30 protein-coding genes and 1 riboswitch are annotated in these 26,524 nt (G+C 72.0%); of the genes, 15 read left to right on the forward strand and 15 right to left on the reverse strand.

Features of this window, described 5'->3' with window-relative positions; all coding sequences use genetic code 11:
* Nucleotides 1-72 precede the first annotated feature (72 nt).
* Nucleotides 73-960: an ABC transporter ATP-binding protein gene (locus tag KBX00_RS12825; RefSeq protein ID WP_307868555.1), complete on the forward strand. Its 888-nt coding sequence runs from the start codon at nucleotides 73-75 to the stop codon at nucleotides 958-960.
* On the forward strand, nucleotides 957-2,561 hold the full coding sequence (locus KBX00_RS12830) for an ABC transporter permease (RefSeq protein WP_210826538.1): 1,605 nt from the start codon (nucleotides 957-959) through the stop codon (nucleotides 2,559-2,561). The genes KBX00_RS12825 and KBX00_RS12830 overlap by 4 nt, the downstream gene beginning before the upstream one ends.
* Nucleotides 2,562-2,625: 64 nt before the next feature.
* Here KBX00_RS12830 and KBX00_RS12835 read toward each other — a convergent pair whose 3' ends face one another.
* A complete protein-coding gene (locus KBX00_RS12835) occupies nucleotides 2,626-2,991 on the reverse strand; it encodes a sensory rhodopsin transducer (RefSeq protein WP_210826540.1) in 366 nt (121 codons plus the stop codon).
* Nucleotides 2,991-4,208 carry a D-arabinono-1,4-lactone oxidase gene (locus tag KBX00_RS12840; RefSeq protein ID WP_210826543.1) on the reverse strand — a complete coding sequence of 406 codons (1,218 nt, stop codon included), beginning with the start codon at nucleotides 4,206-4,208 and terminating at the stop codon, nucleotides 2,991-2,993. Before KBX00_RS12840 ends, KBX00_RS12835 begins: the two co-directional genes overlap by 1 nt.
* 122 nt (nucleotides 4,209-4,330) lie before the next feature.
* Between KBX00_RS12840 and KBX00_RS12845 the strand changes: the two genes are divergently transcribed.
* Together KBX00_RS12845 and KBX00_RS12850 are read left to right on the forward strand one after the other, a co-directional pair.
* Nucleotides 4,331-4,957: a universal stress protein gene (locus tag KBX00_RS12845; protein ID WP_210826545.1), complete on the forward strand. Its 627-nt coding sequence runs from the start codon at nucleotides 4,331-4,333 to the stop codon at nucleotides 4,955-4,957.
* 120 nt (nucleotides 4,958-5,077) lie between these two features.
* Nucleotides 5,078-5,914, forward strand: coding sequence for a zf-HC2 domain-containing protein (locus KBX00_RS12850; RefSeq protein ID WP_210826547.1), 837 nt, complete (start codon nucleotides 5,078-5,080; stop codon nucleotides 5,912-5,914).
* A 10-nt stretch (nucleotides 5,915-5,924) separates the two neighbouring features.
* Here the strand turns inward: KBX00_RS12850 and KBX00_RS12855 are convergent, their stop codons facing one another.
* Nucleotides 5,925-6,491: a sigma-70 family RNA polymerase sigma factor gene (locus tag KBX00_RS12855; protein ID WP_210826654.1), complete on the reverse strand. Its 567-nt coding sequence runs from the start codon at nucleotides 6,489-6,491 to the stop codon at nucleotides 5,925-5,927.
* 143 nt (nucleotides 6,492-6,634) lie between these two features.
* On the opposite strand from KBX00_RS12855, the gene KBX00_RS12860 reads away from it, so the two are divergent.
* Together KBX00_RS12860 and KBX00_RS12865 are read left to right on the forward strand one after the other, a co-directional pair.
* Complete coding sequence (locus KBX00_RS12860) at nucleotides 6,635-7,462, forward strand: MEDS domain-containing protein (protein WP_307868558.1); 828 nt, start codon at nucleotides 6,635-6,637, stop codon at nucleotides 7,460-7,462.
* A complete protein-coding gene (locus tag KBX00_RS12865) occupies nucleotides 7,459-8,418 on the forward strand; it encodes an anti-sigma factor RsbA family regulatory protein (RefSeq protein WP_210826549.1) in 960 nt (319 codons plus the stop codon). The genes KBX00_RS12860 and KBX00_RS12865 overlap by 4 nt, the downstream gene beginning before the upstream one ends.
* 57 nt (nucleotides 8,419-8,475) lie before the next feature.
* On the opposite strand, the gene KBX00_RS12870 is transcribed toward KBX00_RS12865, so the two are convergent.
* The 4 genes from KBX00_RS12870 to KBX00_RS12885 form a co-directional block, all read right to left on the reverse strand.
* Complete coding sequence (locus tag KBX00_RS12870; RefSeq protein ID WP_210826551.1) at nucleotides 8,476-8,649, reverse strand: CsbD family protein; 174 nt, start codon at nucleotides 8,647-8,649, stop codon at nucleotides 8,476-8,478.
* Nucleotides 8,650-8,722: 73 nt separating this feature from the next.
* The gene (locus KBX00_RS12875) at nucleotides 8,723-10,975 is read right to left on the reverse strand and encodes a cation-translocating P-type ATPase (RefSeq protein ID WP_210826553.1); all 2,253 of its coding nucleotides are present in this window, start codon (nucleotides 10,973-10,975) and stop codon (nucleotides 8,723-8,725) included.
* Nucleotides 10,976-10,986: 11 nt separating this feature from the next.
* Entirely contained in the window at nucleotides 10,987-11,970 is a 984-nt protein-coding gene (locus KBX00_RS12880; protein ID WP_210826556.1) for a hypothetical protein, read from the reverse strand.
* A 34-nt stretch (nucleotides 11,971-12,004) separates the two neighbouring features.
* Entirely contained in the window at nucleotides 12,005-12,214 is a 210-nt protein-coding gene (locus KBX00_RS12885) for a heavy-metal-associated domain-containing protein (protein WP_210826558.1), read from the reverse strand.
* Between the two features lie 113 nt (nucleotides 12,215-12,327).
* Between KBX00_RS12885 and KBX00_RS12890 the strand changes: the two genes are divergently transcribed.
* From KBX00_RS12890 to KBX00_RS12900, 3 genes are all read left to right on the forward strand, one after another.
* Nucleotides 12,328-12,624 carry a metal-sensitive transcriptional regulator gene (locus tag KBX00_RS12890; protein WP_210826559.1) on the forward strand — a complete coding sequence of 99 codons (297 nt, stop codon included), beginning with the start codon at nucleotides 12,328-12,330 and terminating at the stop codon, nucleotides 12,622-12,624.
* 276 nt (nucleotides 12,625-12,900) lie between these two features.
* Nucleotides 12,901-14,247, forward strand: coding sequence for a YibE/F family protein (locus KBX00_RS12895; protein ID WP_210826560.1), 1,347 nt, complete (start codon nucleotides 12,901-12,903; stop codon nucleotides 14,245-14,247).
* A 166-nt stretch (nucleotides 14,248-14,413) separates the two neighbouring features.
* A riboswitch (cyclic di-AMP (ydaO/yuaA leader) is annotated at nucleotides 14,414-14,545 on the forward strand.
* A 3-nt stretch (nucleotides 14,546-14,548) separates the two neighbouring features.
* Nucleotides 14,549-15,565: a hypothetical protein gene (locus tag KBX00_RS12900; RefSeq protein ID WP_210826561.1), complete on the forward strand. Its 1,017-nt coding sequence runs from the start codon at nucleotides 14,549-14,551 to the stop codon at nucleotides 15,563-15,565.
* A gap of 76 nt (nucleotides 15,566-15,641) precedes the next feature.
* Here the strand turns inward: KBX00_RS12900 and KBX00_RS12905 are convergent, their stop codons facing one another.
* A complete protein-coding gene (locus KBX00_RS12905; protein WP_210826562.1) occupies nucleotides 15,642-16,340 on the reverse strand; it encodes a carbonic anhydrase in 699 nt (232 codons plus the stop codon).
* A gap of 201 nt (nucleotides 16,341-16,541) precedes the next feature.
* Here KBX00_RS12905 and KBX00_RS12910 point away from each other — a divergent pair, with 201 nt between their 5' ends.
* From KBX00_RS12910 to KBX00_RS12925, 4 genes are all read left to right on the forward strand, one after another.
* A complete protein-coding gene (locus KBX00_RS12910; RefSeq protein ID WP_210826563.1) occupies nucleotides 16,542-16,895 on the forward strand; it encodes a helix-turn-helix domain-containing protein in 354 nt (117 codons plus the stop codon).
* Between the two features lie 80 nt (nucleotides 16,896-16,975).
* Complete coding sequence (locus KBX00_RS12915) at nucleotides 16,976-17,368, forward strand: hypothetical protein (RefSeq protein WP_210826564.1); 393 nt, start codon at nucleotides 16,976-16,978, stop codon at nucleotides 17,366-17,368.
* Nucleotides 17,369-17,607: 239 nt separating this feature from the next.
* Nucleotides 17,608-18,393 carry a hypothetical protein gene (locus tag KBX00_RS12920; RefSeq protein ID WP_210826567.1) on the forward strand — a complete coding sequence of 262 codons (786 nt, stop codon included), beginning with the start codon at nucleotides 17,608-17,610 and terminating at the stop codon, nucleotides 18,391-18,393.
* A gap of 120 nt (nucleotides 18,394-18,513) precedes the next feature.
* On the forward strand, nucleotides 18,514-19,791 hold the full coding sequence (locus KBX00_RS12925; protein ID WP_210826568.1) for an AI-2E family transporter: 1,278 nt from the start codon (nucleotides 18,514-18,516) through the stop codon (nucleotides 19,789-19,791).
* 126 nt (nucleotides 19,792-19,917) lie between these two features.
* Here KBX00_RS12925 and KBX00_RS12930 read toward each other — a convergent pair whose 3' ends face one another.
* A complete protein-coding gene (locus KBX00_RS12930; RefSeq protein ID WP_210826570.1) occupies nucleotides 19,918-20,586 on the reverse strand; it encodes a dienelactone hydrolase family protein in 669 nt (222 codons plus the stop codon).
* 212 nt (nucleotides 20,587-20,798) lie between these two features.
* Here KBX00_RS12930 and KBX00_RS12935 point away from each other — a divergent pair, with 212 nt between their 5' ends.
* Nucleotides 20,799-20,978 carry a hypothetical protein gene (locus KBX00_RS12935; protein WP_210826572.1) on the forward strand — a complete coding sequence of 60 codons (180 nt, stop codon included), beginning with the start codon at nucleotides 20,799-20,801 and terminating at the stop codon, nucleotides 20,976-20,978.
* Nucleotides 20,979-21,037: 59 nt separating this feature from the next.
* On the opposite strand, the gene KBX00_RS12940 is transcribed toward KBX00_RS12935, so the two are convergent.
* From KBX00_RS12940 to KBX00_RS12965, 6 genes are all read right to left on the reverse strand, one after another.
* Nucleotides 21,038-23,413, reverse strand: coding sequence for a glycoside hydrolase family 65 protein (locus KBX00_RS12940; RefSeq protein ID WP_210826574.1), 2,376 nt, complete (start codon nucleotides 23,411-23,413; stop codon nucleotides 21,038-21,040).
* Complete coding sequence (locus KBX00_RS12945; RefSeq protein WP_210826577.1) at nucleotides 23,410-24,162, reverse strand: HAD family phosphatase; 753 nt, start codon at nucleotides 24,160-24,162, stop codon at nucleotides 23,410-23,412. Before KBX00_RS12945 ends, KBX00_RS12940 begins: the two co-directional genes overlap by 4 nt.
* 65 nt (nucleotides 24,163-24,227) lie before the next feature.
* Nucleotides 24,228-24,812 (reverse strand): hypothetical protein, encoded by a 585-nt coding sequence (locus KBX00_RS12950; RefSeq protein WP_210826579.1) that lies wholly within the window; start codon nucleotides 24,810-24,812, stop codon nucleotides 24,228-24,230.
* Nucleotides 24,813-25,303: 491 nt separating this feature from the next.
* Entirely contained in the window at nucleotides 25,304-25,768 is a 465-nt protein-coding gene (locus tag KBX00_RS12955) for a DUF4442 domain-containing protein (RefSeq protein ID WP_210826581.1), read from the reverse strand.
* A 105-nt stretch (nucleotides 25,769-25,873) separates the two neighbouring features.
* Nucleotides 25,874-26,062 carry a DUF397 domain-containing protein gene (locus tag KBX00_RS12960; protein WP_210826582.1) on the reverse strand — a complete coding sequence of 63 codons (189 nt, stop codon included), beginning with the start codon at nucleotides 26,060-26,062 and terminating at the stop codon, nucleotides 25,874-25,876.
* Nucleotides 26,053-26,184 carry a hypothetical protein gene (locus tag KBX00_RS12965; RefSeq protein WP_301547874.1) on the reverse strand — a complete coding sequence of 44 codons (132 nt, stop codon included), beginning with the start codon at nucleotides 26,182-26,184 and terminating at the stop codon, nucleotides 26,053-26,055. The genes KBX00_RS12960 and KBX00_RS12965 overlap by 10 nt, the downstream gene beginning before the upstream one ends.
* Here KBX00_RS12965 and KBX00_RS12970 point away from each other — a divergent pair.
* On the forward strand, nucleotides 26,137-26,511 hold the full coding sequence (locus KBX00_RS12970) for a hypothetical protein (protein WP_210826658.1): 375 nt from the start codon (nucleotides 26,137-26,139) through the stop codon (nucleotides 26,509-26,511). The two genes, KBX00_RS12965 and KBX00_RS12970, sit on opposite strands and share 48 nt — an antisense overlap.
* Nucleotides 26,512-26,524 lie beyond the last annotated feature (13 nt).

Raw genomic sequence — 26,524 nt, forward strand, 5'->3', positions numbered from 1 at the left:
GGGCCCTACGGTGAGGCTGGTGTGCCGGGAAGCCTGGTCGGCGGTCGTGTCCCTGATCCCACGGAGGCCGCCGTGCAGCCACCCGCCATCCGCACCGAGCACCTGACCAAGCGCTACGGTTCGCTGCTCGCCCTCGACGATCTCGACCTGACCGTCAACGCCGGTGAGGTGTTCGGCTTCCTGGGCCCCAACGGGGCGGGCAAGTCCACCACCATCCGGCTGCTGCTCGGCCTGGCTCGTCCGACCGCCGGCCAGGCGCGGATCTTCGGCACTCCCGCCGCTGAGGTGGCCACGGCACACCAGCGGATCGCGTACGTGCCGGCCGACGTGACGCTGTGGCCGCAGCTCACCGGCGCGGAGATCCTGGCGCTGCTCGGCTCGACCGGCCCGGGCGTGGACGTCGCCTACCGCGACGAACTGGTGGCCCGGTTCGCCCTCGACCTGTCCAAGCCGGGCCGGGCCTACTCCACCGGTAACCGGCAGAAGGTGGCCCTGGTCGCCGCGTTCGCCACCCGCGCACCGCTGCTCGTCCTGGACGAACCGACCGCCGGTCTGGACCCGCTGATGGAGCGCGAGTTCCGCCGCGCCGTGGTCGAGGCCCGCGACGCCGGGAGCACGGTGTTCCTCTCCTCCCACCAACTGGCGGAGGTGGAGGCCGTCTGCGACCGGGTGGGCATTCTGCGCGCCGGACGCCTCGTCGATGTCGCCACCATGCCCGAGCTGCGCCGGCTGCACCGCACCGAGGTGCTGGTGCGGTTCGCCGGTCCCGCGCCCGAGTTGACCGGCGTGGCCGGGGTCGACGGCGTGCAGGTCGACGGGGCCGCGCTGCGGTTCACCCTCACCGGGCCGCCCGGCCCGGCCCTGCGGGCACTGGCCGCGACGGACGTCACCACGCTCACCATGCGCGAGCCCACGCTGGAGGAGATCTTCCTCGACTACTACGGCGAGGAGGGCCGATGACCGCCGTCGGTGTCGGTACCGCCAGGGCCGCCGTCACCCGGCTCGCGCTGCGTCAGGTCCGCCGGCCCGCGCTCGTCGTGTCCGCGGTGGCGGCCGGTGTCACCGCCGTCGTCGTCGCCGGGTACGAGAGCACGGCCGGCACCGCCCTCGACGCCGCCGCGTTGGCCACTCTCGCCGAGAACCCGGCGGTCCGTACCCTCTTCGGCGAACCGTTCGCGCTGGACACCCCGGGTGGGTTCACCGTCTGGCGGACCGGCACCGTGCTTGCCGTCCTGCTCTCGGTGTGGGCGGTGCTCGCCACCACCCGGGTCACCCGGGGCGAGGAGGAGAGCGGCCGGTGGGACCTCCTGCTGGCCGGTCGGCTGGCGGTGCCGACCGTGCTCGGTCGGCACCTCGCGGTGCTGAGTGTCGCCGTGGTGGTCGCCGGGGCGGCGGCGGGGGTCGTGCTGGTCGCGGCCGGCACACCACCGAACGGCGCGCTCCGGTACGCGGTGGGTCTCGTGCTGGTCGCCCTCTTCGCCGTGTCGACGGCGCTGCTGAGCGCGCAGGTGATGCCGACCCGGGCCGGGGCGAGCGGGTCGGCCCTGGCCGTGCTCGGCGTCGGGCTGCTGGCCCGGATGGTCGGCGACGGTGTCGCCGCGTTGGGGTGGTTGCGCTGGCTGTCGCCGTACGGGCTGATCGCCCTCGTCCGCCCCTACCACGACGACCGGCTGCTGCCGCTGTTCGTGCTCGCCGGTGCGGCGCTCCTGGTGGGTGCGGCGGCGATGGCGCTGTCCGGGCGTCGCGACGTGCGGGCCGGGCTGGTCGCCGCGCCGGCCGGCCGGCCGCCCCGGACGTGGCTGCTCGGCACGGTCGGCGGGTTCGCGGTACGCCGGATGATGCGCCCGCTGGTCGGCTGGTCCGCCGGGATCGGCGCGTACTTTCTGCTGATCGGGCTGCTGGCGACGTCGATGACCCGCTTCCTGTCGGACAATCCGCGCTTCGCCGAACTGGCCGCGCAGGCCGGCTTCACCGAGCTGGGCAGCGTACGCGGCTACACCGCTTCCCTGTTCGTCCTGCTCGCCGTGCCGGTCGGGGTGTTCGCCGCGTCCCGGCTCGCCGAGTTCGTGGCCGCCGAGACGGACGGCCGGTTGACCTCGCTGTACGCACAGCCGGTCAGCCGCAACCGGCTGCTGACCGCCGAGACGCTGGCCACCCTCGCCGGGGTGGCCGTCCTCGTCACCGTGGCGGCGACGGCGACCTGGCTCGGTGCCGCCCTGGTGAACGCCCCGCTGCCGCTGACCGCGGCCCTGGCCGGCACCTGGAACGTGCTGCCGGTCGTGTTGCTCTGCGTCGGTGCGGCGATACTCGCGCTCGGTTGGCTGCCCCGGGCCACCGCGGCCGTCGGCGCCCTACCCGCTGTCGGCGGCTTCCTGCTCCAGGTGCTCGCCGACAGCGCCGACCTGCCCGGGTGGCTGGCCGCGATCTCACCGTTCGCCCATCTGGCGGCGGTTCCGGCCGAGTCACCGGGCTGGACGGCGGCGCGCGTCATGATCGTGATCGCGGTCGCCGCCGCCGCCCTCGGCCGGCTCGGCAACCGCCGTCGCGACCTGCTGGGGTGATCAGCGACCGGCGACCCGCCGCGGCCGGCCCGAGCGCCTACCGGCGACCGAGACGTTTCCTCGGCTAGCCGACGGGGTGGGCCATGGTCCCGGTGAGTGCCACCGTGCCCGGCAAGCGGGTGTCCTGCCGAAGGAACTGCACCACCACCGGCACCGGTGAGCTGAGCACGCAGCCGTACGGGCGGTCGAGGTGGACGGCTTCCGGATCGATCAGGTCGTTGATCCGTACGTGCCGGATCCGTCGGGCGCCGACGGTGAACCGGTACGGCCCGACCGGTTCGGTGTCCTCGTAGTAGAAGTGCAGCGTCACCTCCGCCGCGGAGTCGGTGGTGTTCAGCACGCACAACTTGTCGAAGCTGGTGAACTGCGGCTCGCCGCCGGTGCCGCCGAACGGCACGTGGCCACCCGGCACCGCCCACACCTGCGCCATCACGCCTCCTCCAACAGTCGGGCCAGGTCCGGGGTGAGGAAGACTCCGTCCGGGTCGAGGCGGCGACGGGCCGCTTGAAAGGCGTCCCAACGGGGGAAGAGCGGGCGCAGGTCGTCGGCGGACAACCAGTGCTTCTTGCCCCAGTGCGGTCGCCCGCCGTACTGCCGGAAGACGGCCTCCATGTCCCGGAAGTACTCCTCGTACGGCAGTGCGGCGTTCTGCAGGCAGGCGATGGCGGTGGTGGGGCGACCGTAGGCGTTGCTGAGCCAGATGTCGTCGGCGGCGATGCTGCGGACCAGCACCCGCCAGCCCACGGTGCGCCGGTGCCGGTCCAGGATCCGTCGCCGGACCTCCGCGAAGCAGGCCGGAAACGCCTCCGACGGGAGCATGTACTCGATCTCCTCGAAAGGCAGTTCCCGGTCCTGCGGGATGGTGCGGTGGGTCGGTCCGACCTCGAGTTCCCGGGGCTCGTACCACCCGTCGGACTTCGGCGTCCGACCGGCCGCGGCCACCGGCGGTCCGGATGCGCCGTCTGCCCGGTTCATGGTGCGGATCTGGGTCAGGTCGCTGCGCGGGTACCAGTAGAAGTCCATGTTGCGGTTCGTGTGCTGCAGGTCCGCCAGGTGATCGAGGGTCCACTCGACCGGCGCGCACCAGGCCCGTCGGTGCAGGTCGTAGCGGGGCTGCAGGTCAAGCGTGAGCTGGGTGACCACGCCGAGCACGCCGAGGGAAAGCCGGACGGCGGGCAACAGCTCGCTGTTGCTGGTGGCGGAGACGTCAAGCACCTCGCCGGTGCCGGTGACGAGGCGTACCTCCGACACCTGGGTGGACAGGTTGCCGAAGCCGAGGCCGGTGCCGTGGGTACCGGTGGCGGTGGCACCCGCGATGGACTGGTAGTCCACGTCGCCGAGGTTGTCCATCGCCAGCCCGACGTCGTAGAGGCCCGCACCCAACTCCTTGAGCCGGCTGCCGCCCCGGACCGTGGCCCGGTCGCCGGCCTTGTCGATCACTCCGGCCATCCGGTGCAGGCTGACCAGGGTGCCGTCGGTGCGTACCAGCGGGCTCGACGAGTGGCCCGAGCCGACCGGGCGCAGGGTGTCTCCCGACTCCCGGACCCTCGTTACCAGCTTCCGCACCTCCTCCTCGTCGGTCGGCTCGGCGTAGCCGGACGGGGTGAAGGCGAGACTGCCGGACCAGTTCACGAACGGACGGGACACCCCCGGCAACCTCCTCGCGACGGACGAGCCGTGGGCTTACCCCCGGCCTGGCCGGGTAGTCGCGGGTATGACCGAAGCCGTCCCTGCCACGTCGAAGGTCAGACCCGCCGACGGGGTACGCCGTGTCTGAGTGGTGGTACGCGGCGTTGGTGGCGGTGCTCTGGCTGGCCGTCGGCCTGGGCACCGCGGCGTTCTTCGTCACTCGTGGCGGTCATCGCAGCCCACTCTGGTATCTGGTGGGTGCGCTGCTCGGGCCGCTGTTCGTACCGATCGCCGTCGAGCGGGGCCGGGCCCGTCCGCAGGTGGTCGACGTACGTCACCGACCGTCCGAGGCGGTCGGCACCGGGCTGCGCGTGCTGGTCGGCGTGGATGGCTCCGAGCACTCCGACCGGGCGCTGCGCGCCATCGTCCGCACCCTCACCGGTAGCACAAGTGAACTCGTCCTGGTCACCGTGACCAGCCCCGACCTGTCCGACGCCGAGTCCCGGCGGGAGCACGAGCGGGCTCGCCGCATGATCGACGAACGGGCCGCCGAGCTGCCCGAGGGGCTGCCCCGGCCCACCACCGCGATCGTCACCGGCCATCCCATCGACGCCCTGCTCACGGTCGCCGACGACCGAGATGTGGACCTGCTGGTGGTCGGCCGACACGGACACGGGATCGGCGACCGCTTGCTGGGCAGCGTCGCCGAGGGCCTCACCCACCGGTCGACGCGGGCCGTGCTGCTCGGCAGCCTGCCCGGCCGCTGAGGTGGTCGACGAACGACGTCGCACCAAGAGCAGCGGCCGGGAGGGCTTTGACCTCGGCGTCGGCCGGTTCCGCCGGTCCCGGCCGGGAACCATGCCGGCGCGGGGAGCGACTATTGCTACATGCGGTGTGAGCAGTGGCGGGAGATTCTGTCGGCGCAGCTGGACGGTGAGGTGACGGCGGACGAGCAGCGCCGGGCCGGCGGGCACCTGGAGACGTGTGCCGGTTGCCGGACCTGGCTGGACTCGGCGGCGAGGGTGACCCGCCGGGCACGTACCCGGGTGGTGACCGCGCAGCCGGATCTGACCGAGGCGATCCTCGCCGCCGCGCCGCCGCCACGGCACGGCCGGCGCAAGCTCGTCACCATCGGGCTGCCCCGACGCTTGTGGCCGGCGGCCGGCCGACGGCTCACGCTGGTCAACACGCTGCGCAGCGCGCTGGGTCTGCTCGGTGCCGTGCAACTGGTGCTCGGGCTGGCGCAGATCGGCCGGGCCGAGGTCGCCGAGCACCTGCACGCCAACGGCCAGCACCTGTGGCACGAGTCCGCCGCGTGGAACGTCGCGGTGGGCGCCGGGTTCCTCTTCGTCGCGTTGCGCCGTACCTCGCCGTCCGGGCTGCTGCCGATGCTCGGTGCCTTCGTGATCACCCTGGTGCTGCTCTCGGTCAACGACCTCGTCGCCTCGCAGGTCGCAGTGGAACGGCTGGTGAGCCACGGATTCCTGGTGGTCGGCTACCTCATCACGGTGCTGCTGGCGCGGAGCACCCGCCTGCCCGGCGAACCGGGCGACCGGCATCAATCGGAGCGGTCCCGCTGGCGGTTGCGCCTCGACGAGGTCGACGAGCCCGCCCCGCTGCGGCTGCTGCCGCCGTACTCAGCTCAGGCGCACCACGGGCCGGCCCGGGCCGGCAGCGGTGCCGGCCCGGGCGACGGCAACCGTGATCAGCGGCGGGTCGCCTGACGACGATTGCTCAGCTGGCGGCACCGGGCCGGTCGGTCGGCTGCTCCGCCGACCGGATCGCCGCGACCAGGTCCTCCCGGGCCCGGGCCACCCGGGACCGGATGGTGCCGACCGGCACGTCACACACCTTCGCGGCCTCGGCGTACGACAGGCCGAGTAGTTGGGTCGCCACGAACGCCTCCCGACGCTCGGGCGCGAGGCCGTCGAGCAGCCCACGAAGCACCACCTGCTCGTCCACCCCGGCGCGCACTCCGGTCGGCGTGCTCTCCGCGGCGGCCTGCCAGTCGCCGAGGTTCGCGGTCCGTGGCCGGCAGGTGGCGGCGCGTACCTGATCCACCGCGACCCGGCGGGCAATGGCCAGCAGCCAGGTCCGTGCCGTGGACCGACCGGCGAACGAGGGCAGCGCCCGCCAGGCGCGCAGGTACGTCTCCTGGACCAGGTCGTCGACCTCCCGGACTCCGGGCAGGTGGGCCAGGAACCGCCGTACGTCGTGCTGGGTGGCCCGCACGAAAGCTGCCGCGGCGACGTGGTCGCCCCGGCCCGCGGCAAGCGCGTATCCGCTGATGTCGTCGGTCACGGCTGTCATCGCCGTATTGGTCGGTCGAAACCGCCGGTTGGTTCCCGGCCGGCCGGCAACCGGAGGACCTGCATATCGGACCCGCCCCGGGCGACGCCGTAGACTGCACTGATGGGGCACCTCACGTGAGCGGGCGGAGTGCCGTGCTTGCTGACCAGCCGCCGCGGTACTGGCACCTTTGCTGGGCGTACGACGACCCGGCCGGGTTCATGACCCATGCCGTGGAGTTCCTGCGCGCCGGGCTGGCGGCCGGCGAGCGGGTGTGGTTCGTCGTCTCCGGTCCCGCCGAGCCGGTCCGGGATCAGTTGCTCGGTGCCCGGGACTTCGCCGACGCGCTGCTGACGGGTGCCGCCCAGATCCGCTCCCTCGACGGCGCGTACCGCAGCACGGCGGTGATCGATCCGGCGAGTCAGGTAGCGGTCTACCGCAGCGCCACCCGCGAGGCCGTCGCCGACGGATACACCGGCCTACGGGTGGCCGCCGACGCCACCGAGCTGGTCCGTACCGCCGCTCAGCGCGACACGTTCGCCCGTTACGAGCAGCGGGTCAACGAGATGATGCGTACCGAGCCCTTCCGGGCCATGTGCGCGTACGACCGTTCACAGCTCGGCGAACCGGCGGTCGCCGAGCTGGCCTGCCTGCACCCGCAACACAACCTCGGCCAGCTGCTGTTCCGGTTGTACGCCGTACCGCTGCGTCAGGGACAGACCGCCCTCGCCGGCGAGTTGGACCCGTCCAACCATGACCTGTTCCGCGCCGCGCTGGACCGCGCGGATCTGCAACCCGTCGACGACGAACTGGTGCTGGACGCGCACGGCCTTCGCTTCCTCGACCACCGGGCGCTCATCCACCTCAACGAGTACGCCCGGGACCGGCAGGCGACCGTCGTGCTGCGGACCGCCCGCCCCGGGGTGGCCCGGCTCGCCGCCCTGCTGGACCTGCCCGACGTGCGGGTGGAGGTGGCTCGGTGAGAACCGGCGCGGCCGCCGGACACACCGGCTACTTCCACGAGGCTGTCTGTTACGGCTCCGACGAGGAACTGCTCGCCGTCGTGGTGCCGTTCCTGGTCGGGGGCGTCGAGGCGAACGAGCCCACCTTCGTCGCACTCGGCGAGCGCACCGGCAACCTGGTCCGCGCCGCGTTGCCCGCCGACACGAAGGTCGAGTTCCTGTCCGGTGGTGACGTCTACGGCCGGCCCACCGCCGCCATCCGGATGTACCGCCAGCTCCTCGCCGATCTGGTCGCCGACGGTGCCACCCAGATCCGGATCATCGGCGAGGTGCCGCCGGTCGGTCTCGGCCCCACATGGGACTGGTGGGCCCGGTACGAGTCGGCGATCAACCGCGCGTATGACGACTGGCCGTTGTGGAGCATGTGTGCGTACGACACCCGGACCACCGCGCCTGGGGTGCTGGCCGACGTCGCCGCCACCCACCCGTGCTTCGCCCGCGCCGACGGGCGGCATGTGCCGAGTGCCGACTACGTCGCCCCGGAGACGTTCCTGCGCGAGACGCGCCCGATGCCACCCGACCCGATCCAGGCGGCCCCGCCCCTTGTCGATCTGCTCGGCCCGACGGCCGCGCAGGCCCGTGCGGCGGTGCACCAGGCCGGCCAGGGCGGGCTACCGGACGACGAGTTCGACGACTTCGTCGTCGCCGTCAGTGAGACCGTCACCAACGGGCTGCGGCACGGCCGTCCCCCGGTCCGGTTCCGGCTGTGGGTGGGCGCGGACCGCATCGTGGCCACCGTCAGCGATTCCGGTACCGGGCCGCAGGATCCGTACGCCGGGCTGCTGCCGTCGGTCAACGGGACGCCGGGCGGGCTGGGTCTGTGGATCACCCACCAGTCGTGCAACCACGTCACCTGTCACCGCGACGCCGAGGGGTTCACCCTGCGACTCACTGGCGGTCGGCCGCTGGGCGCCTGAGCGCAGGGGAACGCCGGGCCGGCTCACGCCGGCCCGGCGTCCATGTCGCGTACCTGACTACTTGCGGAAGGCGTCCTTGATTTTCTCGCCAGCCTGCTTGATGTTGGCGCGCATCTGCTCGCCACGGCCCTCGGCCTCCAGCTGCTCGTCGTCGGTGGCCCGACCCACGCCTTCCTTGATCTTGCCACCGGTGTTCTCGGCGGTGTTGTTGAACTTGTCCTCGACGCCCATGTCAGCCTCCCGGGGGATTCCTGCCGCTACGTCCAGTCAGGTACCCAGCCCGGCGGCGGCCAACCAGGAAACTTCAGGAAACGGGGCGGAACCGGCGCAGCCGGAGGCTGTTGGCCACCACGAACACCGACGAGAACGCCATCGCCGCTCCCGCGATCATCGGGTTGAGCAGCCCGGCGGCGGCCAGCGGCAGGGCTGCCACGTTGTAGGCGAATGCCCAGAACAGGTTGCCCTTGATGGTGCCGAGGGTGTTGCGGGCCAGCCGGATCGCGTCCACCGCCGCCAGCAGGTCGTCCCGGACGAGCGTCAGGTCGGACGCCTCGATCGCCACGTCGGTGCCGGTGCCCATCGCCAGTCCGAGGTCCGCCCGGGCCAGCGCGGCGGCGTCGTTCACCCCGTCGCCGACCATAGCCACCACCCGACCCTCGCCCTGCAACCGGGCGATCACCTCGACCTTCTCCGTCGGCAGCACCTCCGCGATCACCTCGTCGACGCCCACCTCGGCCGCCACCGCCCGGGCGACCGTGGCGTTGTCACCGGTGAGCAGCACCGGTGACAGGCCGAGCGCGCGCAGCCGCCGTACCGCCTCCGCACTGGTCGGCTTCACCTGGTCGGCCACGGCGAGCAGGCCCCGGGCCCGACCATCCCAGCCGACCAGCACGGCCGTGCGCCCCGCCGCCTCCGCGTCGGTCGCCGCCCGAGCAAGGTCGTCCGGTACGACCAGACCCCGCTCGCGCAGCAGCCGGCCCCGGCCGAGCAGCACCTGACGGCCGTCCACGGTGCCGGTCACGCCCAACCCCGCCACGCTTGCGAAGTCGATGACCGGCGGCAGCACGCCGGCCTCGCTGGCACCGGCCACCACCGCCCGGGCGACCGGATGCTCCGAGCCGCTCTCCAGGGCGGCGGCCAGCCGCAGCACCTCGTCGCGCCGTTCACCCTCGGCGGGGGTCACCGCGAGCAGACTCATCCGGCCGGTGGTCACAGTGCCGGTCTTGTCGAGCACCACGGTGTCCACCCGCCGGGTGGACTCCAGCGCCTCGGGTCCCTTGATCAGGATGCCGAGCTGTGCGCCACGGCCGGTGCCGACCAGCAGCGCGGTCGGTGTGGCCAGGCCGAGGGCGCACGGGCAGGCGATGATCAGAACTGCCACTGCGGCGGTGAACGCGGCGGCCGGTCCGGCGCCGTTGCCCAGCCACCAACCCAGCGTGCCGACGGCCAGCGCGATCACGATCGGCACGAAGACCCCGGAGATGCGGTCGGCGAGCCGTTGCGCGGCGGCCTTGCCGCTCTGCGCCTGCTCGACCAGCCGGGCCATCTGGGCGAGCTGGGTGTCGGCACCGACCCGGGTCGCGGCGACCACCAGTCGGCCGCCGGCGTTGACGCAGCCGCCGATCACCGTGTCGCCCGTGCCCACCTCGACCGGCATCGACTCACCGGTGACCAGGCTGGCGTCGACCGCCGAGGTGCCCTCCTCCACCGTTCCGTCGGTGGCGATCTTCTCTCCGGGCCGGACCACGAAGCGGTCGCCCACCGCGAGCTGGTCGATCGGGATCCGGGTCTCCGCCCCGTCACGCAGCACGGACACGTCCCGGGCGCCCAGTTCCAGCAGTGCCCGCAGGGCCGCCCCGGCGGTGCGCTTCGCCCGCGCCTCGAAGTAGCGGCCGGCGAGGATGAAGGTGGTCACCCCGGCGGCCGCCTCCAGATAGATGTTGCCGGAGCCGTCGGTGCGCCCGATGTCGAAACTGAACGGATGGGTCATTCCCGGGGTGCCGGCGGTGCCGAGGAACAGTGCCCACACCGACCAGCCCAGGGCGGCCAGCGTGCCCAGCGACACCAGGGTGTCCATGGTCGCGGCGCCGTGCCGCAGGTTGACCAGCGCGGCCCGGTGGAAGGGCAGCCCACCGTAGACCACCACCGGGGCGGCCAGGGTGAGCGACAGCCACTGCCAGTAGGTGAACTGCCAGGCCGGCACCATGGCCAGCGCGATCACCGGCACGCTCAGCGCCACCGAGACCCACAACCGGGTACGCAGGGCGGGCAGCGGATCCGCCGCTTCGGCGGCGACCGTCGGTGCGGTCGGGGTGGGCGGTGGTGGCAGGGCGGCCCGGTAACCGGTCTTCTCGACCGTGGCGACCAGGTCGTCCGGGGTGACCGGTTCGGCGTAGGAGACCGTCGCCTTCTCGGTGGCGTAGTTGACGGTGGCCTGCACGCCGTCCATCCGGTTGAGCTTCTTCTCGATCCGGGCGGCGCAGGACGCACAGGTCATCCCGCCGATGGCCAGCTCGATCAGGTGCGGTGCGGCGGTCAGGGGTCGGCTCGTGCTCATGGTTGATCCCGTCAGTCGTGCCCGTGCCCGGGGGTGCCGTGCCCGTCCTCGGGCCCGGAGGTGGCCTGCCCGTCGGCTGGCCCGGTGGTGCCGCCCAGGTCACCGACCTGCACCGTGAACTCGGCGGTACGCACCACGCCCCGGTGGCGGAAGTCGAGGTAGAGCCGGTACGCGCCAGCCGAGGGGAACTCGGCGGCGAAGCTGACCTGCGGGCCGGGGGCGGTGCGCCCGTCTCCCGGCGCGCCCTCGGGGTGTACGTGCAGATAGGCCAGGTCACCGCGGCGCAGCGCCACCAGGTGACCGTACGCGCCGAGGTACGGCTCCAGGTCGGTGACCGGCGCGCCCGCGCGGCTGACGGTGAGGGCCAGCGTGCTGCTGCGTCCGGGCTGCGGCGTGCCGGCGAGGGTGACCGTGTAACCGTCGACGGTGGCGCTGCTCGCCGGAGCCGGTAGCGGTCGCTCGGTAAGCGCGCCGGGGACGGTCACGTCGACGCCGAGTGTCAGGGCGTCGCCGCCGGTCGGGGTGAAGTCGGCGAAGGCCCGCCACACCCCCGGAGCGTCCAGCGGCGAGGCGATCCGCCAGGTGCCGTCCTCGGCCAGTTCCGGATGGACGTGCCGGAAGCCGGAGAGGTCGCGGCGGGCCACGATGAGGTGCATCCGCTCGTCGTGGGTGACGTCGTACCCGGTGACCGGACGGCCGTCGGGGCCGGTGATCCGGAACGCGAACTCACCCGGCGGCGCGGCAACCGGCACCAGGGTGTAGCCACGGTCGGCGACGAGCAGTCCGCCGGGCAGGTGCCCGGCCTCGTCCTCGTGCCCGGCCGCCTGATGGTCGGCAGCCGCACCGCTCAGGTCAGCGCCGTGGCCGGCACCCTCGCTGTCGTGGTCGGCGGCGATCACGGTCACCGGGCCGGCCAGGTGCCCCACCCCGTACGCCGCGCCGAAGACGGCCGTCAGGGCGAGCAAGAAGCCGCTCAGCTTCGTCGCCGTGTTCATGGTCTGACCCCTCGATTTCCGCCCGCCGGCCGACTCAGGCCCCGACCAGTTCGTATCCGGCCTCGTCCACGGCGGTACGCACCGCGTCGCCGGAGAGCGGCTGGTCGCTGGTGACGGTCACCTGACCGGTGGCCAGGTCCACCTGGACGTCGCTGACCCCCTCGATCGCACCGATCTCGGCGCTGACCGCGTTGACGCAGTGCCCGCAGGTCATGCCCTGCACCTGGTACGTCGTGCTGACCATGGAACTCTCCTCCCACTCCTCCGGTGGAGCGAACATCCACCCCGGATACCCGCAGGGGGTATCCACGGCATCGACCGTACCATACCCCCTGGGGGTAGGTTACTCTTGTCGGCATGACCACACCCACGCCGATCCGTGGCTACACCGCCAGCAAGGACCAACTCCTCGCCCGGCTACGCCGGGTGGAGGGCCAGGTGCGCGGCGTCGAGAAGATGGTCGACGACGATCGCTACTGCATCGACGTGCTCACTCAGATCTCCGCCATCCAGGCCGCGCTGGACAAGGTCGCCCTCGGCCTGCTCGACGGCCACGCCCGGCACTGCATGCACGAAGGCGCCGCCGAGGGTCGCGCCGACGAGATGGCCACCGAGATGATGGCCGCCATCGGCCGCCTCATGAAACGCGGCTGACCCGACCCGCCGACGCAGCCTCGCGACCGGCGTCGTGATGTCAGGCTGGTTACCATTCGCACACGATGGCCAGCCGAAAATCCGTGCCGCGCGGCCCGCGGTCACTGTCGGGCGGACGCCCCCACGGTCGTCCCGGGCCAACCCACAGCTCACGGTACGCAGCCAACCCGCCACGTTCGGGCCACTCAGGCTGCCCTTCGACCCGGTCGTACGGCCGCACTGAACCGTGTCGCCCGTCGACACGTACTCAGCCCTGAAATCGTTGGGAGACACTGAATGGGCGCCGACCACACCCGTTCCGCTCCGCCCACCCCGCCCGGGGTGCGGCGGATTCTCGTCGTGACCGTGGTCCCCCTGTTCCTCGCCACCCTGGTCGCCGCCATCGTGCTCTGGCCCCGGGACGCTCCCCGCCCGGAAGCCACCGACGACGCTCCCCGCTACCACGGCACGGTCACCCGGGTGGTCAGCGAGCCCTGTCCACCCAACCCGGTGGTGCCCGAGGGCACCCCGTCGGCCGCGGACGGTCCCTGCGGCACGGTCACCGTCCGGGTCCAGACCGGGCCGGACGCCGGACAGGAGGTGCAGACGCCGGTCCCTGCCGGGCCGGGGGCGCCCCGCGTCGAGGTCGACGACGACGTCATCCTGGTCTCGCTGATCGACCCCGAGGACCCCTCGATCAGCTCCTACAACATCGCCGAGCACCAGCGTGGCAAGCCACTGATCTGGCTGGCCGTGCTCTTCGCCGCCGCCATCGTCGCCTTCGGGCGGTTGCGGGGCCTGGCGGCGCTGGGCGGCCTGACGGCCAGCTTCGCCATCCTGCTGACCTTCGTGCTGCCCGGCATCAGCGCTGGCCAGCCGCCGCTCGCCGTGGCCATCGTCGGCGCCTCGTTGATCATGTTCGTGGTGCTGTACCTGACCCACGGCATATCCGCGCAGACCTCGGTGGCCGTGCTCGGCACGCTGGCCAGTCTGGTGCTCACCGGCCTACTCGGGCTGGCCGCCACCGGGGCCACGCATCTGACCGGATTCGGCAGCGAGGACGCCACCACCCTGTCCATGTTCCGCGCGGACGTCGACCTGCACGGCCTGCTGCTGGCCGGCATCATCATCGGCTCGCTGGGCGTGCTCGACGACGTCACGGTCACCCAGGCCGCCGCGGTCAACGAGCTGCGCCATGCCAACCCGAACTTCTCCCGCCGGGAGCTGTACCGCTCGGCCACCCGGGTCGGGCGGGCCCACATCGCCTCGGTGGTAAACACCATCGTGCTGGCGTACGCCGGCGCCTCGCTGCCGCTGCTGCTCCTGCTGACCGCGGACTCCCGCGCGCTGGGCCAGATCCTGACCAGCGAGTTCCTCACCACGGAGATCGTCCGAAGTGTGGTCGCCACGCTCGGGCTGATCGCCGCGGTGCCGCTCACCACCGCGCTCGCCGCGCTGGTCAGCACCGCCGGGCGCGGCGACACCGGCACCCCCACCGGTGAGCCCGCCCCCGTAGTTCCCCGGCCGGCGACGGACCGGGCCGAGGCGCTCCGCGCCCTCAGCACCCCACCCACTCGAACCACGTCCCCCGCCACCCACTCGGGGTGGCCCGACCCGGACAGGAGCACGGACCCCACATGGTGACACTCCTCAGTGTGACGGCCCCTGCCGATGCGGCTCGAAACCGTGTCGCTGGTCACTCAAAGCGATTACGAAATGACGCATCTCGTCGGGTTCGGGGCGTAGAAGCACAGATGGACTGTCGGGTAACCTCACTGCCGGTCACCGCCGAAGGCGCGCAGCGGCGCCTGCGGTGCCACCGCCCAATCGCCGTCAGGCGAGCCGGGGACCCAGGTGTGTGGGGTGAATCCGCGAGAGCGGTAGGGGCCACTTCCGTCCCGAACCCGTCAGCTAACCCGGTCGGTGGTCGATGGAAGGGAAAACAGTGACGGCACCCCTACGCCGCTGGTTGACACCCGTGGTGGCCGTGTTCGCCGCGTTCGCCGTGTTCGCCGGCCCGATGCCGGCGACGGCCGCACCGAACGACCCCAAACCGGCGGAGCACGACGACGACCCGCCGATGCTCAACGATCTGATCGAGGCGACCACCCGGGACTACTCCAAGGCCAAGGCCAAGCTGGAGAAGTCCAAGAAGCGCCAGCTTCGACTGGCGGTCGAGGTCCGTTCCGCCCAGGCCGACCTGGACGCGCTCTCCCCGCAGGTGGCTCAGATCGCCACCCAGTCGTACCGGACGGGCCGGGTCGGCGCGATCGCCATGCTGTTGCAGAGCGGCGCACCCGACTCGTTCATCAACCGCGCATCGGCACTGGACGAGCTGAACCTGGTCAACGACAAGAAGCTGGGCGAGGTCAACGCGATCAAGCTTCGTGCCGAGCAGGCCAAGCTCGCGCTCGACGCCGAGGTGCGCGAGCAGAAGAAGCTGACCAACGACATGGCGCGCAAGAAGAGTGAGGCGGAGAAGTCCCTCCGGCTGGTCGGCGGTGTCGGCCTGACCGGCGGACTGGTGGACGCCACCTCTCCAGTGGCCCGGATCGGCCCGAACCGTGCCTCGGACGGCGGCTGGAAGCCCGAGTCGTGCAGCCAGAACGACCCCACCACGTCGGGCTGCATCACGCCGCGGACGCTGCACATGTACAAGGAGGTCAAGCGGGCCGGGTTCAACCGGTTCGTCGGCTGCTTCCGACCGGGCGACAAGTTCGAGCATCCCAAGGGCCGGGCCTGTGACTGGTCGTTGCAGAACAGTGGCTTCAGGCCGTGGCACAACAACGACACCCGGATCTACGGCAACAACCTGGCGGCCTTCCTGGTCCGCAACGCCGACCGGCTGGGCGTCTACTACGTGATCTGGAACCGGCAGATCTGGTTCGCGGCGACGGAGCGCTGGAGTTCCTACAGCGGCCCGTCCAACCACACGGACCACGTGCACGTGTCACTGCTCTGATCGCCCGAAGCGACGCACCTGGGGCCGTCCCGCCAGCCGTGGCAGGACGGCCCCATCGGTTTGCTCACCGAGCGGATCAGGGTGCGGTCGCCACCGCGCCGCCGAGTTCGGCGGGTTCCGCGGCCACCGCCCGCACCTCACCGGCGGCCAGCCGGTACGACATGCCGACCACCGCGCATCGACCGGCAGCCACCTCCGCCGCCAGGGTCGCAGAGGACTCCAGCATCGTCTCGACGGTCCGCGCGATGTGGACGTCCACGATCTCGTTGAGCTCGTGCACACCGGCGTCCTGCGCTCGGCGCAGGCTCGGCACCACCGCGTCGACCACGGCACCCAGATGCCCGGGAGGTGTGGTGTCGGTGGCCAGCGCCTCGCGGGCCGCCTGGACGGCGCCGCACGAGTCGTGGCCCAGCACCACCACCAGCGGCGTACGCAGGACGGCCACCGCGTACTCGACGCTGCCCAGCACCTCCGGCCCGACGGTGTGCCCGGCGGTGCGTACCACGAAGAGGTCACCCAGTCCTCGGTCGAAAATGATCTCGGCCGCGAGCCTGGAGTCGGAGCAGCCGACGATCACCGCGAAGGGGTGCTGCTCGGTCGCGACGGCGGCCCGACGCCCGGCGTTCTGATTGGGATGCCGCAGCGTGTCGGTGACGAACCGGCGGTTGCCGGCGAGCAACTCGGCGAGGGCTCGCTGCGGGGCACCGGGAAGATCCGCGCTGAGCGAGTCGCGGTCCCGACCGGGCTGCGGACCGAGCGTTCCGGGTCGACTCATCCGGCTGCACCTCATCTCTGGGAGGAATGCCTGGTCATCCCGGCCGACGCTGGTCACGGGGCTGCCATCACGGTCACACGCGGCATAACGCACGTCAAGCTATACGTGATATGCATTTCATGCATCAGTCGACACTTGCGCTCGGCCGAGCCGGGCGTCGGCGTCGGCGCGAGCCGGGGTAGCCGAACGGCAGGTCATACGATGGCGGACATGGCGAGCACTGACGGACGAGAAAGCGCGCGTAACTGGACTTTTCTCACGAACCACGCGCACGTCCTGCTCGCCATCGCCCGTAATCCCACCGCCCGGCTGCGCGACGTCGCGACCGAGGTCGGCGTCACGGAACGGGCCGCCCAGGCGATCGTGGCCGATCTGGAGGCCGGCGGCTACCTGCATCGCACCCGGGTGGGCCGGCGCAACGAGTACACCCTCAACCCCGCTGGACGGTTCCGCCACCCGGCAGAGGCCGACCACGAGGTGGGTGATCTGCTGGCCCTCTTCACCAAGGAGCCGGTCACCGACACCGCCGAGGGGCAGGTCGGCGGGGCGTCCTGATCGGACGACGTGGTGCGCTTCACCCACCCCGAACGATCGCGGCGCTGCGATCTGACCGAAGGCGGGATAGGTTGGGACCCGTGTCGTCTCCAGCGTTCGCCCGTCCACTGTGGCCGGCGACGCTGTGCGCACTGCGCGAGCTGACCCGGTTGGCGCTGGCGTCACTGGTGCTCGCCGTCGGCCTCGGCGGGGGCGTCACGACCGATCCGCCGGTCCGGTCCACCGCCGTGCCACCACCGAGCGCCACCGTCGCCGTCGGCTCGCCATCCACGATGTCGGCCGCCGCGCCCGTCGTCGAGTCCGCGCAGGCGGTCGACGCCGGCAAGTGGGAAGAGCCGACCACAAGTGCGCCGGTCCGGCCCGCAGGCACCCACGGCACATCGGCCGACGCCGCCCAGGTCGACCACCGCGTCGCCCCGGTGCCCGCCGTCCGCGCGGGCGAGCCGACCCGGCGCGGCCCTCCGACCGGCTGACCGACGGCGGCCCGGCCGACCGATCGAGTCAGGTGACGCCGCCGCGCTGGCCGGACGCCAGGCGGACCCAGGCGGCCAGCCGACTCACCGCGTCACTGCCACGGTGATCCCGGGACCATCCCGGCGAGCCCGATCCGGCCAGCCTGCAACGGCATCAGCCGCGCCCGGGGCACCTGCCCCACCGTCACGACCCGCGTCCACCACAGTCGACGACTCATCCCGACCGCGAGGTGTTGATGATGCGTACCGCCCTGGCCTCCGTCCTGCTCGACGCGCCCCGGGCCGCAGCCATCTGGCTGGGCCTGCTCGGCGTGGTGATCCTCGCCGTCACCGGCCTGCTGCTACGACCCCGACTCTTCCGTTCCGACGCCGGCACCCGCATCCGCGAGGCCGCCCTACCGAGCCGGTCCGACCACGCCGAGCAACGACGTGACCAGGAGCGCTGGGCGGAGGAGGTGACGATCGCCGCGGAGCGGGCCGACGCGACGGCCCGGCACCGCCGCGACGAGTGGCTCGCCGCCCAGGACGAGGCCGAGCAGGCGTGGCAGGCGTACGAGGCGGCGGAGGCAAACGTACGCCGGCTCTCCGGTGCCGCCGGCATGCCGTTGCCGCAGACCGCCCGCACCCCCGCCGAGTACGCCGACCGGGAACGCTGGCTGCACCGGGCCGCCCTGGACGCCTACTGGCGGCGGGAACTGTCGGTGGAGCAGTTGAGCGACGTCTTCGCGCACCGCGGCTGGGATCCCCGGTTGCACCCGGTCGAACAGGAGTTGATGCTGCGCCGAGCGGTACGCGACCATCTCCTGGCCCGGCAGCGGGCGGCCCGGGAACGGGAACAGACCACCTGGCGGGCCGCGGAGCTCTCCGCCGCCGCAGCCCGGAGTCTGCGCGAGGAAGCGGCCGCCGCGTTGGTGCCGGTGGTGGAGGAACGCGAGTCGGTCCTGCCGCTGACCGCACCCGGTGTCACCGAGCAGACCCGGGAGATCCCGGCGGTCGTCGGCCGGGCACCGGTCGCCGCCTACTGATTGCCGGTCGCTCTGAGTCGGCTCTCGCGAGCGGAACTCCCTTCCGCCCGATCGCTGGCGACTAGTGTCGGAGGGACGTTGACCGGGTACCCACCTCGCCGGACATTGAGGAGGGCCGACGTGGTCGCAAGCGATGGCGGGAACCAGCCTGACGAGACGGCGGTTCGGGGTGCCGGGCCGCGCCAGACCTGGGCCGCCCTGCCCTGGCTGGTCCGGTCCGCGGTGGTCTGGAGCGCCTGCCTGGTGGTGATCGCCGCCGGGCTCTACCTGCTGGCGCGGATCACGCTGCTGGTCACCCCGCTGGCCATCGCCGTGGCCGCCACTCTGTTCCTCGCCGGGCTGCTCGATCCGGTGAACCTGGCGCTCCGCCGGCTGCGCCTGCCGGCCGCGCTCGCCGCTCTGCTCAGCGTTCTCTTCCTGCTCGGCATCCTGGGCGGTGTCGGCGCGCTGGTGTGGAGTCTGACCGCCGATCAGTTCAGCGAGTTGGGCCAGGAACTGCGGCAAGGGCTGGAGCGCACCCGCGACTTCGTCACCTCGACCCTGCCGGTCAGCGACGCACAGCTCGACAGCCTGCTGGACCAGCTGCGCCAGGCGATCAGCCAGCAGCAGGTGGACCCGGTCGCCAGCGCCCGCACCGTGGCCGAGGTCGTGGGCTCCGCCCTGCTCGCCCTGGTGCTGCTGTTCTTCCTGCTCAAGGACGGCCGGGAGATGTGGCAATGGACGCTGCGCCGGGCCGCCGGGCGCAACCGGGACATCGCCGCCGAGGCGGGCCGCATCGGCTGGCACACCCTCGGTTCGTACAGCCGGGGCACCATGTTGATCGCGGCGATCGACGCCATGGGTATCGGCCTGGCACTGGTGCTGCTCCGGGTGCCGCTGGCGTTCCCGCTGGCGTTGATCACGTTTATCGGCGGGTTCGTGCCGATCGTCGGTGCCACCGTGGCCGGCGCCGTCGCGGTACTTGTGGCACTGGCCGCCAACGGGCCCACCACCGCGCTGCTCACCCTGGCCGCCGTGATCGCCGTCCAGCAGATCGAGGGCAACCTGCTGGAGCCGCTGGTGATGAAGCGCCAGGTGCGGCTGCATCCGGTGGTGATCCTGATCGCGGTGACCGCCGGCACCCTCATCGCCGGCATCGCGGGTGCCTTCGTGGCGGTCCCGATCACCGCGGTCGCCTGGCGGGTCATCGACAGCGTCCAGCGCCAACGGCAAGCCGCCGCGAGCACGTCCGATTCGTCGTCCGATTCATCGTCCAACCCGCCGACACCCGACTCGCCACCCTCGACGCAGCCACCATCCCGCCCCGCGACCGCCCCCTCGGGATCGTCGCCCTCCGAACGATCGTCGCCCTCCGGACCGCCGCCCTCGCCGGCCGGACCCGACGCCGAACCTGCCTGACGGCGGCAGGTCGTCGGCCTCCTCGACTTGCGGCATGTCGGGCCATCAGCCAGACGGGAGAGCCCGACATGCCGCAAACCGCGGCCTCACCCCGTCGGGAGGCCGGGGACCGGGTGGGTGGGTGTCCTAGGCGGAGGTGGGTTGCGGGTGCAGGTGGTCGTGGAACCAGTCGGCCGCCGCCCCGGCGACCTGGTCCAGCGTGCCCGGTTCCTCGAACAGGTGCGTCGCGCCGGGAATCACCCGCAGTTCGGCCCGGGACGTCAGCTGGCCGAGCGCATGCTCGTTGAGGGTGATCACCTGCTCGTCGAGGCCGCCGACGAGCAGCAGCGTGGCGGCGCGCACCTGGCCCAGCGCGGAGCCGGCCAGGTCGGGGCGACCCCCGCGGGACACCACCGCGCGTACCAGATCCGGTCGTCGCGCGGCGGCGACCAGCGCGGCGGCGGCCCCCGTGCTCGCGCCGAAGAGACCAACCGGGCTCGCCCCGAACGGCCGCTCGGTGGCCAGCCAGTCCACGATCCCGGCGAGACGGTCGGCCAGCAGTCCGATGTCGAAGCGCAGTTCGGCGGTGACCGCGTCCACCTCGTCCTCGGCCTGGGTCAGCAGATCCACCAGGACAGTCCCGAGCCCTCCACTGTTGAGCTGGTGAGCCACCGCCACGTTACGCGGGCTGTGCCGGGAACTGCCGCTGCCGTGCGCGAACAGCACCGCACCGGCCGGCTCCGCCGGCACCAGCAGATCCGCCGGGAGCAGGACCCCACCCGCCGGGATCGTCACCGCTTCGCCGCGCACGTCCATCTCGCCTCCCAGTGGCTGACCCCACCCGCCGCACAGTCGCGACCCCGCCCGCCCGCACAACCCTGACCTCACCCACCCGGATACCCGGCCCGGCCGACAACACGCCCCGGTCAGGCGGCGAGTGGGTTTGCGCCGGGGGGTGCCGGGTAGCCGACGGGCGACCGCAGCCGGACCGGCGTCACCGGCGCCGCCGACAGATCGCGAGGACCGTCATGGCGCATCACAAGCGTGAGCCGGTACAGGCCGCTGCCGAACGTGAGCAACGGGAACAGGACAACAAGCGCGGACGGGACTGGGCGGACGAGGCGGCCCAGGCGCGTTCGGCCGACGATCCCCGGGCGAGGACGCCCCACGACGCCACCGGCCGCCCATCCCAGGGCGAGCCCATCTGACGACGACGCCAGCGGCCGCCCATCCCAGGGCGAGCCCATGCGACGGCGGCGCAGCCGGGTCAGGCCGGGTTCTCCGGCAGCCGGAGCAGGGGTGCCCGGCCGGGCGCCTGCTCCGGCGTCGGCAGGTCCGTACGCGGCGGCGGATTCGGAATGGTCACCGGCTCGTCGCAGGTGACGCGCACCGGCTTGCCGTGGTGACGCAGCTCGATGACCGCGTCCGGGGCGGCGTGGTGCAGGGCGTACGTCGTGTCGTGGCCACGTACGTCGACCCGCAGCCGCATGCCGCACCACTGGAGCGAGAAGGACAGGGCGTTGAGCCGGCTGGACAGGCACGGCGCGAACGACAACGTCCCGTCATGGTCCCGCAGGCCGCCGAACCCGGCGACCAGCGCGATCCAGGCACCCGCGAGCGAGGCCATGTGCACCCCGTCGCGGGTGTTCTCGTTCAGGTCGTGCAGGTCCATCAGCGCGGCCTCACGCAGGTAGCTGTGCGCCAGATCGGCGTAACCGACCTCCGCCGCCAGCACCGCCTGGGTGCAGGCCGACAGTGACGAGTCGCGGACCGTACGGCGCTCGTAGTAGAGGAAGTTGCGCAGCTTCTCCTCGGCGGTGAAGGCGTCGCCCCGCCAGTGCATGGCCAACTCCAGGTCGGCCTGCTTGATCACCTGCTTGCGGTACAGGTCGAAGTACGGATAGTGCAACAGCAACGGATACTTGTCCGGTGGGGTCTGCTCGAAGTCCCACTCCTGCAACCGGGTGAAACCCTCCACCTGCTGGTGGACGCGCAGTTCCTCGTCGTACGGGATGTGCATGGCCGCGGCGGCGTCGCGCCACGCGGCGGCCTCCTCGTCGGTGACCCGGAGGTGGAACGCCTCGTCGCGGTACCGCATCGCCGCCTCGGCGGCGGTCCGCAGGTTCCGCTGGGCCATCACGTTCGTGTAGATGTTGTCGTTCTTGACGGCGGTGTACTCGTCGGGACCGGTGACCCCGTCGATGTGGAAGTTGCCGGCGCGGTCGTGATGCCCGAGCGAGCGCCACAGCCGCGCGGTCTCCACCAGCAGCTCCAGCCCGATCTCCCGCTCCAGCTGCCGGTCGCCGCTGACCAGCACGTAGCGGCGCAGCGCGTCGGCGATGCCGGCCGCGATGTGAAACGCGGCGGTGCCCGCCGGCCAGTACCCCGACGACTCCGGCCCCTCGATGGTGCGCCACGGGAAGGCGGCACCGGCCAGGTTGAGCGTGCGTGCCCGTTCCCGGGCCTGCTCCAGGGTGGAGAAACGCCAGTACAGCGCGTCCCGTACGGCGGCCGGGTGGGTGTATGTCAGCACCGGCAGGACGAACATCTCCGTGTCCCAGAAGGCGTGCCCGTCGTACCCGGGGCCGGTGAGCCCCTTGGCCGAGATCGGCCGGCGTTCCGCCCGCGCGCCCGCCTGGAGCACGTGGAACAGACCGAACCGGACCGCCTGCTGCACCTCCGGATCCCCGTCCACCACGACGTCGGCGGCATCCCAGAACTCGTCCAGGTACTCCCGCTGCTCACGGACCAGCCCGTCCCACCCGTCCAGTTTCGCCGCTGCCAGGGCGGCACCGACCTGGTCGCGCAGCGCCGGCAGGGAACGCCGACTGGACCAGCCGTAGGTCAGGTACTTGACCACCTGGAGCTTCTGGCCCGGCTCCAGTACGCAGGCCACGGTGGTACGCACCCAGTCCTCGTAGCCCTCGGAGCCGACGGACGTCCGGGCCGGCGAGGCCACCTCGTGGTCCATGGCGGCGGCGACCCGTAGCCCGGAGACCTTTGTCTGGTGGATCAGCAGCCCACCGGCGGGAGTGGTCAGCTCCTCCTCGGCCTGCAACGGCGACTCCAGTACGGCGGCGACGCGCGGGTCGCGGCTCTGCGGTGGCAACGTCTCGTTGGCCACCAGCTCCGACTGGACGATCAGCCGCAGCGGCTCGTCGTCGGCCACCTCCACCTCGTAGCGGATCGCGGCCACCGAGCGCTGCCGGAAGGAGACCAGCCGGGTGCTGTTCACCCGGACCTCGCGTCCGGCCGGTGAGCGCCAGTGCAGCGACCGGTGCAGGGTGCCGGCACGCATGTCGAGGATCCGCTCGTGGGCGAGCACCTCGCCGTAGCGCACGTCGAGCGGCTCGTCGTCGACCATCAGCCGGATGAGCTTGCCGTTGGTGACGTTGACGATGGTCTGGCCGGACTCGGGGAAGCCGAACCCGGCCTCCGCGTACGGCAGGGGTCGCAGCTCGTAGAACGAGTTGAGGTAGGTGCCGGGCAGCCCGTGCGGCTCCCCCTCGTCCAGGTTGCCGCGCAGGCCGACGTGCCCGTTGGACAGCGCGAACACCGATTCGGACTGGGCGAGCACGTCCATGTCCAGCCGGGTCTCCCGGACGTGCCACGGTTCGACCGGGTACGCCCGTTCCCGGATCACTCGGGCCGCCCGGTGTCGAGCAGGTCCGCGAGGTCGTCGACCACCACGTCGGCGCCGTGCGCGCGCAGCTCGTCGGCGTGGCCGGCCCGGTCCACGCCGATCACGTACCCGAAACCGCCGGCCCGGCCGGCTTCGACGCCGGCCAACGCATCCTCGACCACGGCGGCCTTCTCCGGCACCACGTCGAGCAGCTTCGCCCCGGCGAGGAAGGTGTCCGGATACGGCTTGCCGCGTAACCCCTCGGCCCGGGCGGTGAGGCCGTCCACCCGGGCCTCCAGCAGCGACTCCAGGCCGGCGGCGGCGACCACCTCGCGGCCGTTGGCGCTGGCGGTGACGACCGCCCGGCGCAGCCCCGCCGCGGCCACCGCCTTGAGGTACGCGACCGAGCCGGGATAGACGTCCACCCCGATGGTGCGGATTCGTTCCAACACCATGGCGTTCTTCTGGTTGCCGAGGCCGTGCACGGTCTGGGCACCCGGTGGATCCTCCGGTGCGCCCTCCGGCAGGTTGATGTCACGGGAGGCGAGGAAGGTCCGCACTCCGTCGAGCCGAGGGCGACCGTCGACGTAACGGTGATAGTCCGGCCCCGGATCGAACGGCCGGTAGGGCTCACCGGTGGTGGCCGACCGTCGGCGCAGGTAGTCGTCGAACGTCTCGGTCCAGGCGGCGTTGTGCACCCGGGCGGTCTGCGTGAGCACACCGTCGAGGTCGAAGAGAACAGCGGTCACATGATCAGGCAGGCCGAGCATCGTATCAATCTATCCGCCGATGCGTACCGGCAAACACACTTCCACGGATACCGGCGCGGCCCGGGTCAGAGTCCGGCTGCGGAGTCGTACCGGCGGCGTAGATCGGCCATCTCGGACGCCTCCAACGCCTCCTTCTCCGCCAGCTCCGCGTACTTGGCCGGGAACATCTGCCGCAGCCGGTCGATGAACCTGGTGTCCTCGGTCGCCTCGACCACCTGGATGCCCGCGGGTTCGACCGACATGTCGATGATCACCGGGCCGGCCAGTTTGACCGCCCAGTCCCACGGACGTCCCTGCTCGGCGACCCCGCAGAGGTGGAAGCCGTAGACCGTCCGCACGTCGGCGAGCACGGTGACCTCGGCCGGTTCGTAGCCGTAGACGTGCACCCCGCAGATCACCGCGGGCTTGGTCTCCTCACCGTTCGCCACCTGTTGGATGTCGTGCCCGGCGTGGTTGTGCTGCTCCGGGTCGGCCTGTTCCAGCGTGGTACGCATCCAGTTCATGATCTGCCCGTGCAGATCCGGCGGCTCAGATTTCGAGCTGGCTGAGTTGACCAGCACCACGGCACCGGTCGACACCACCAGCAGGATCACCGCCGCCCATACGTAGCGGTGCCGGAGCCATCCCACGAAACTCTCCCGGGAAATCATGATCGCCTCTCACCTCGTCGCCGGTTCTGTGCGTTGTGGACCGTTGGGACGCCTCCGGCGTGTCGACGCTCGACCGCCTCGGTCGGCGCGATGACAGCTGCCGGTGATACGACCGGTGGACCACCGTGCCCGGGTAGGTGTGACCGGTGAAGTTGGCCCAGGTGAGCGGCGCGCAGGCATTCGTCCGAGCGATGCGCAACCGGCACTGGGTTGCTCCCGTGCTGGCCGTGCTCAGCGCGTTTGCCCCCGCGCTGCGGCGATATGAGTCATTCCAACACGCTTGGGCCCCGCCCGGCAACATCGACGGCCCTCGACGGTCCCGGCGACGGCCCAGGACAGGCGCAGCATGCCGCATGTCGGGTGACCCCCGCGTCGGTAAACCCCGACATGCGGCATGTCGGGCCGTCACCAGGAGGAAGGGGCGACATGCGGCAGGGTGGGCGCGACCGAGGCCGGGCGTTGCGGGCCCGAGTGGCTGGGTGAGTCGCGGGTCAGTTCGGGCGCAGGGTCCAGATGACGGTCATCTCCGAGGTCGGCTTGCCCTCCTCGGTGGCGATCTCCACGCGTACCGGAAATTCGGGTCGCTCGCCGGCCGCCAGTTCCGCGACCACCTCGGCCGGCGCGCGGCCGAGCCGCGCCGTCGCCCGCACCGGGCCGAGGGCGAGCTTGCGGTACGCGATCTCCGCCCGCACCGCCAGCGGCGTGGCCCGGTCGAGCAGGTGGCCGAACGCGGCGAGCACCACCGCACCGGAGGCGGTCTCCCCGAGGGTGAACATGGCCCCGGCGTGCGGGCCACCGACGTGGTTGTGGGTGGCCGGCGAGTCGGGCAGCCGGACCACCGCCCGCACCGAACCCTCCGCCTCCGGGGCCACCTCGACGAATTCAAAGCCGAGCGTACGGGCGAAGGGCACCGCCGCAAGCATGCCGGCCGCCACCTGCCGCGAGTCGATAGTCATGCTGTCAAGCTACCCGCCGGTAACTTCGTCAGGCAAGGAGCGGACCGTGGCAGCGCAGACGGCCGACACGCCCGCTCCGGCGCACCTGCGCTGCCACGGTTCGGGTCAGCTCCGTTTGGCGTACGCCAGGAAGGACCGCCAGGTGTGGGGGGTGAAGGTGAGCGCCGGGCCGTGCCGGTCCTTGCTGTCGCGCACGCCCACCACGCCGGGCAGGTTGTCGGCGACCTCCACGCAGTCCCCCTGGTTGCCGCTGCTGCGGCTGCTCTTGCGCCAGATCGCACCGGTCAGGTCCATGATTCCGCCGCCTCCGAGATCATCTTGAGGGTGGCCCCGTGCGGCAGCGCCTCGGCCCGGACGGACTCCCAGTGCTGCCGCAGGGAAATTACGTCCACAGTGCGCTCCACGATGGCGGCCATCAGCTACCGCAGCCTGGCGGCGGACCGGCCCCGGACCGCCCCCGGGCGTACCCGGTGCACGAGACACCGCACGCCCCGCTGCGTCCGCTGTGGTGCTGCCGGGCTTGCGGGCATCCGTGGCCCTGCTCGATGGCCCGCCAGCTGTTGAAGGTCGAGTACGGCCGCAACGAGATCGGCCTGTCGATCTATCTCTCCGGCCTCTTCTACGAGGCCACCCGCGACCTCTACCGCCTCAACCCGGACGACGGCCCTACCCCACGGGAGTTGTTCACCCGCTTCGTCGCGTGGTCCCCCTACCGCCGCCCCCTGTCACCCCCGCCTCGATGATCGAGCGGGGGTC

The organism is Micromonospora sp. C95 (assembly GCF_018070465.1).
Taxonomy (GTDB): domain Bacteria; phylum Actinomycetota; class Actinomycetes; order Mycobacteriales; family Micromonosporaceae; genus Micromonospora.

What these genes read in the sequence shown, in the direction of transcription:
- KBX00_RS12875 (WP_210826553.1), bottom strand. Translation starts at nt 10,975, where the DNA reads ATGAGCACGAGCCGACCCCTGACCGCCGCACCGCACCTGATCGAGCTG.
- KBX00_RS12830 (WP_210826538.1), top strand. Translation starts at nt 957, where the DNA reads ATGACCGCCGTCGGTGTCGGTACCGCCAGGGCCGCCGTCACCCGGCTC.
- KBX00_RS12960 (WP_210826582.1), bottom strand. Translation starts at nt 26,062, where the DNA reads ATGGACCTGACCGGTGCGATCTGGCGCAAGAGCAGCCGCAGCAGCGGC.
- KBX00_RS12880 (WP_210826556.1), bottom strand. Translation starts at nt 11,970, where the DNA reads ATGAACACGGCGACGAAGCTGAGCGGCTTCTTGCTCGCCCTGACGGCC.
- KBX00_RS12910 (WP_210826563.1), top strand. Translation starts at nt 16,542, where the DNA reads ATGGCGGACATGGCGAGCACTGACGGACGAGAAAGCGCGCGTAACTGG.
- KBX00_RS12895 (WP_210826560.1), top strand. Translation starts at nt 12,901, where the DNA reads ATGGGCGCCGACCACACCCGTTCCGCTCCGCCCACCCCGCCCGGGGTG.
- KBX00_RS12955 (WP_210826581.1), bottom strand. Translation starts at nt 25,768, where the DNA reads ATGACTATCGACTCGCGGCAGGTGGCGGCCGGCATGCTTGCGGCGGTG.
- KBX00_RS12950 (WP_210826579.1), bottom strand. Translation starts at nt 24,812, where the DNA reads ATGATTTCCCGGGAGAGTTTCGTGGGATGGCTCCGGCACCGCTACGTA.
- KBX00_RS12945 (WP_210826577.1), bottom strand. Translation starts at nt 24,162, where the DNA reads ATGCTCGGCCTGCCTGATCATGTGACCGCTGTTCTCTTCGACCTCGAC.
- KBX00_RS12920 (WP_210826567.1), top strand. Translation starts at nt 17,608, where the DNA reads ATGCGTACCGCCCTGGCCTCCGTCCTGCTCGACGCGCCCCGGGCCGCA.
- KBX00_RS12965 (WP_301547874.1), bottom strand. Translation starts at nt 26,184, where the DNA reads ATGGCCGCCATCGTGGAGCGCACTGTGGACGTAATTTCCCTGCGGCAG.
- KBX00_RS12835 (WP_210826540.1), bottom strand. Translation starts at nt 2,991, where the DNA reads ATGGCGCAGGTGTGGGCGGTGCCGGGTGGCCACGTGCCGTTCGGCGGC.
- KBX00_RS12930 (WP_210826570.1), bottom strand. Translation starts at nt 20,586, where the DNA reads ATGGACGTGCGCGGCGAAGCGGTGACGATCCCGGCGGGTGGGGTCCTG.
- KBX00_RS12935 (WP_210826572.1), top strand. Translation starts at nt 20,799, where the DNA reads ATGGCGCATCACAAGCGTGAGCCGGTACAGGCCGCTGCCGAACGTGAG.
- KBX00_RS12905 (WP_210826562.1), bottom strand. Translation starts at nt 16,340, where the DNA reads ATGAGTCGACCCGGAACGCTCGGTCCGCAGCCCGGTCGGGACCGCGAC.
- KBX00_RS12870 (WP_210826551.1), bottom strand. Translation starts at nt 8,649, where the DNA reads ATGGGCGTCGAGGACAAGTTCAACAACACCGCCGAGAACACCGGTGGC.
- KBX00_RS12850 (WP_210826547.1), top strand. Translation starts at nt 5,078, where the DNA reads ATGCGGTGTGAGCAGTGGCGGGAGATTCTGTCGGCGCAGCTGGACGGT.
- KBX00_RS12885 (WP_210826558.1), bottom strand. Translation starts at nt 12,214, where the DNA reads ATGGTCAGCACGACGTACCAGGTGCAGGGCATGACCTGCGGGCACTGC.
- KBX00_RS12890 (WP_210826559.1), top strand. Translation starts at nt 12,328, where the DNA reads ATGACCACACCCACGCCGATCCGTGGCTACACCGCCAGCAAGGACCAA.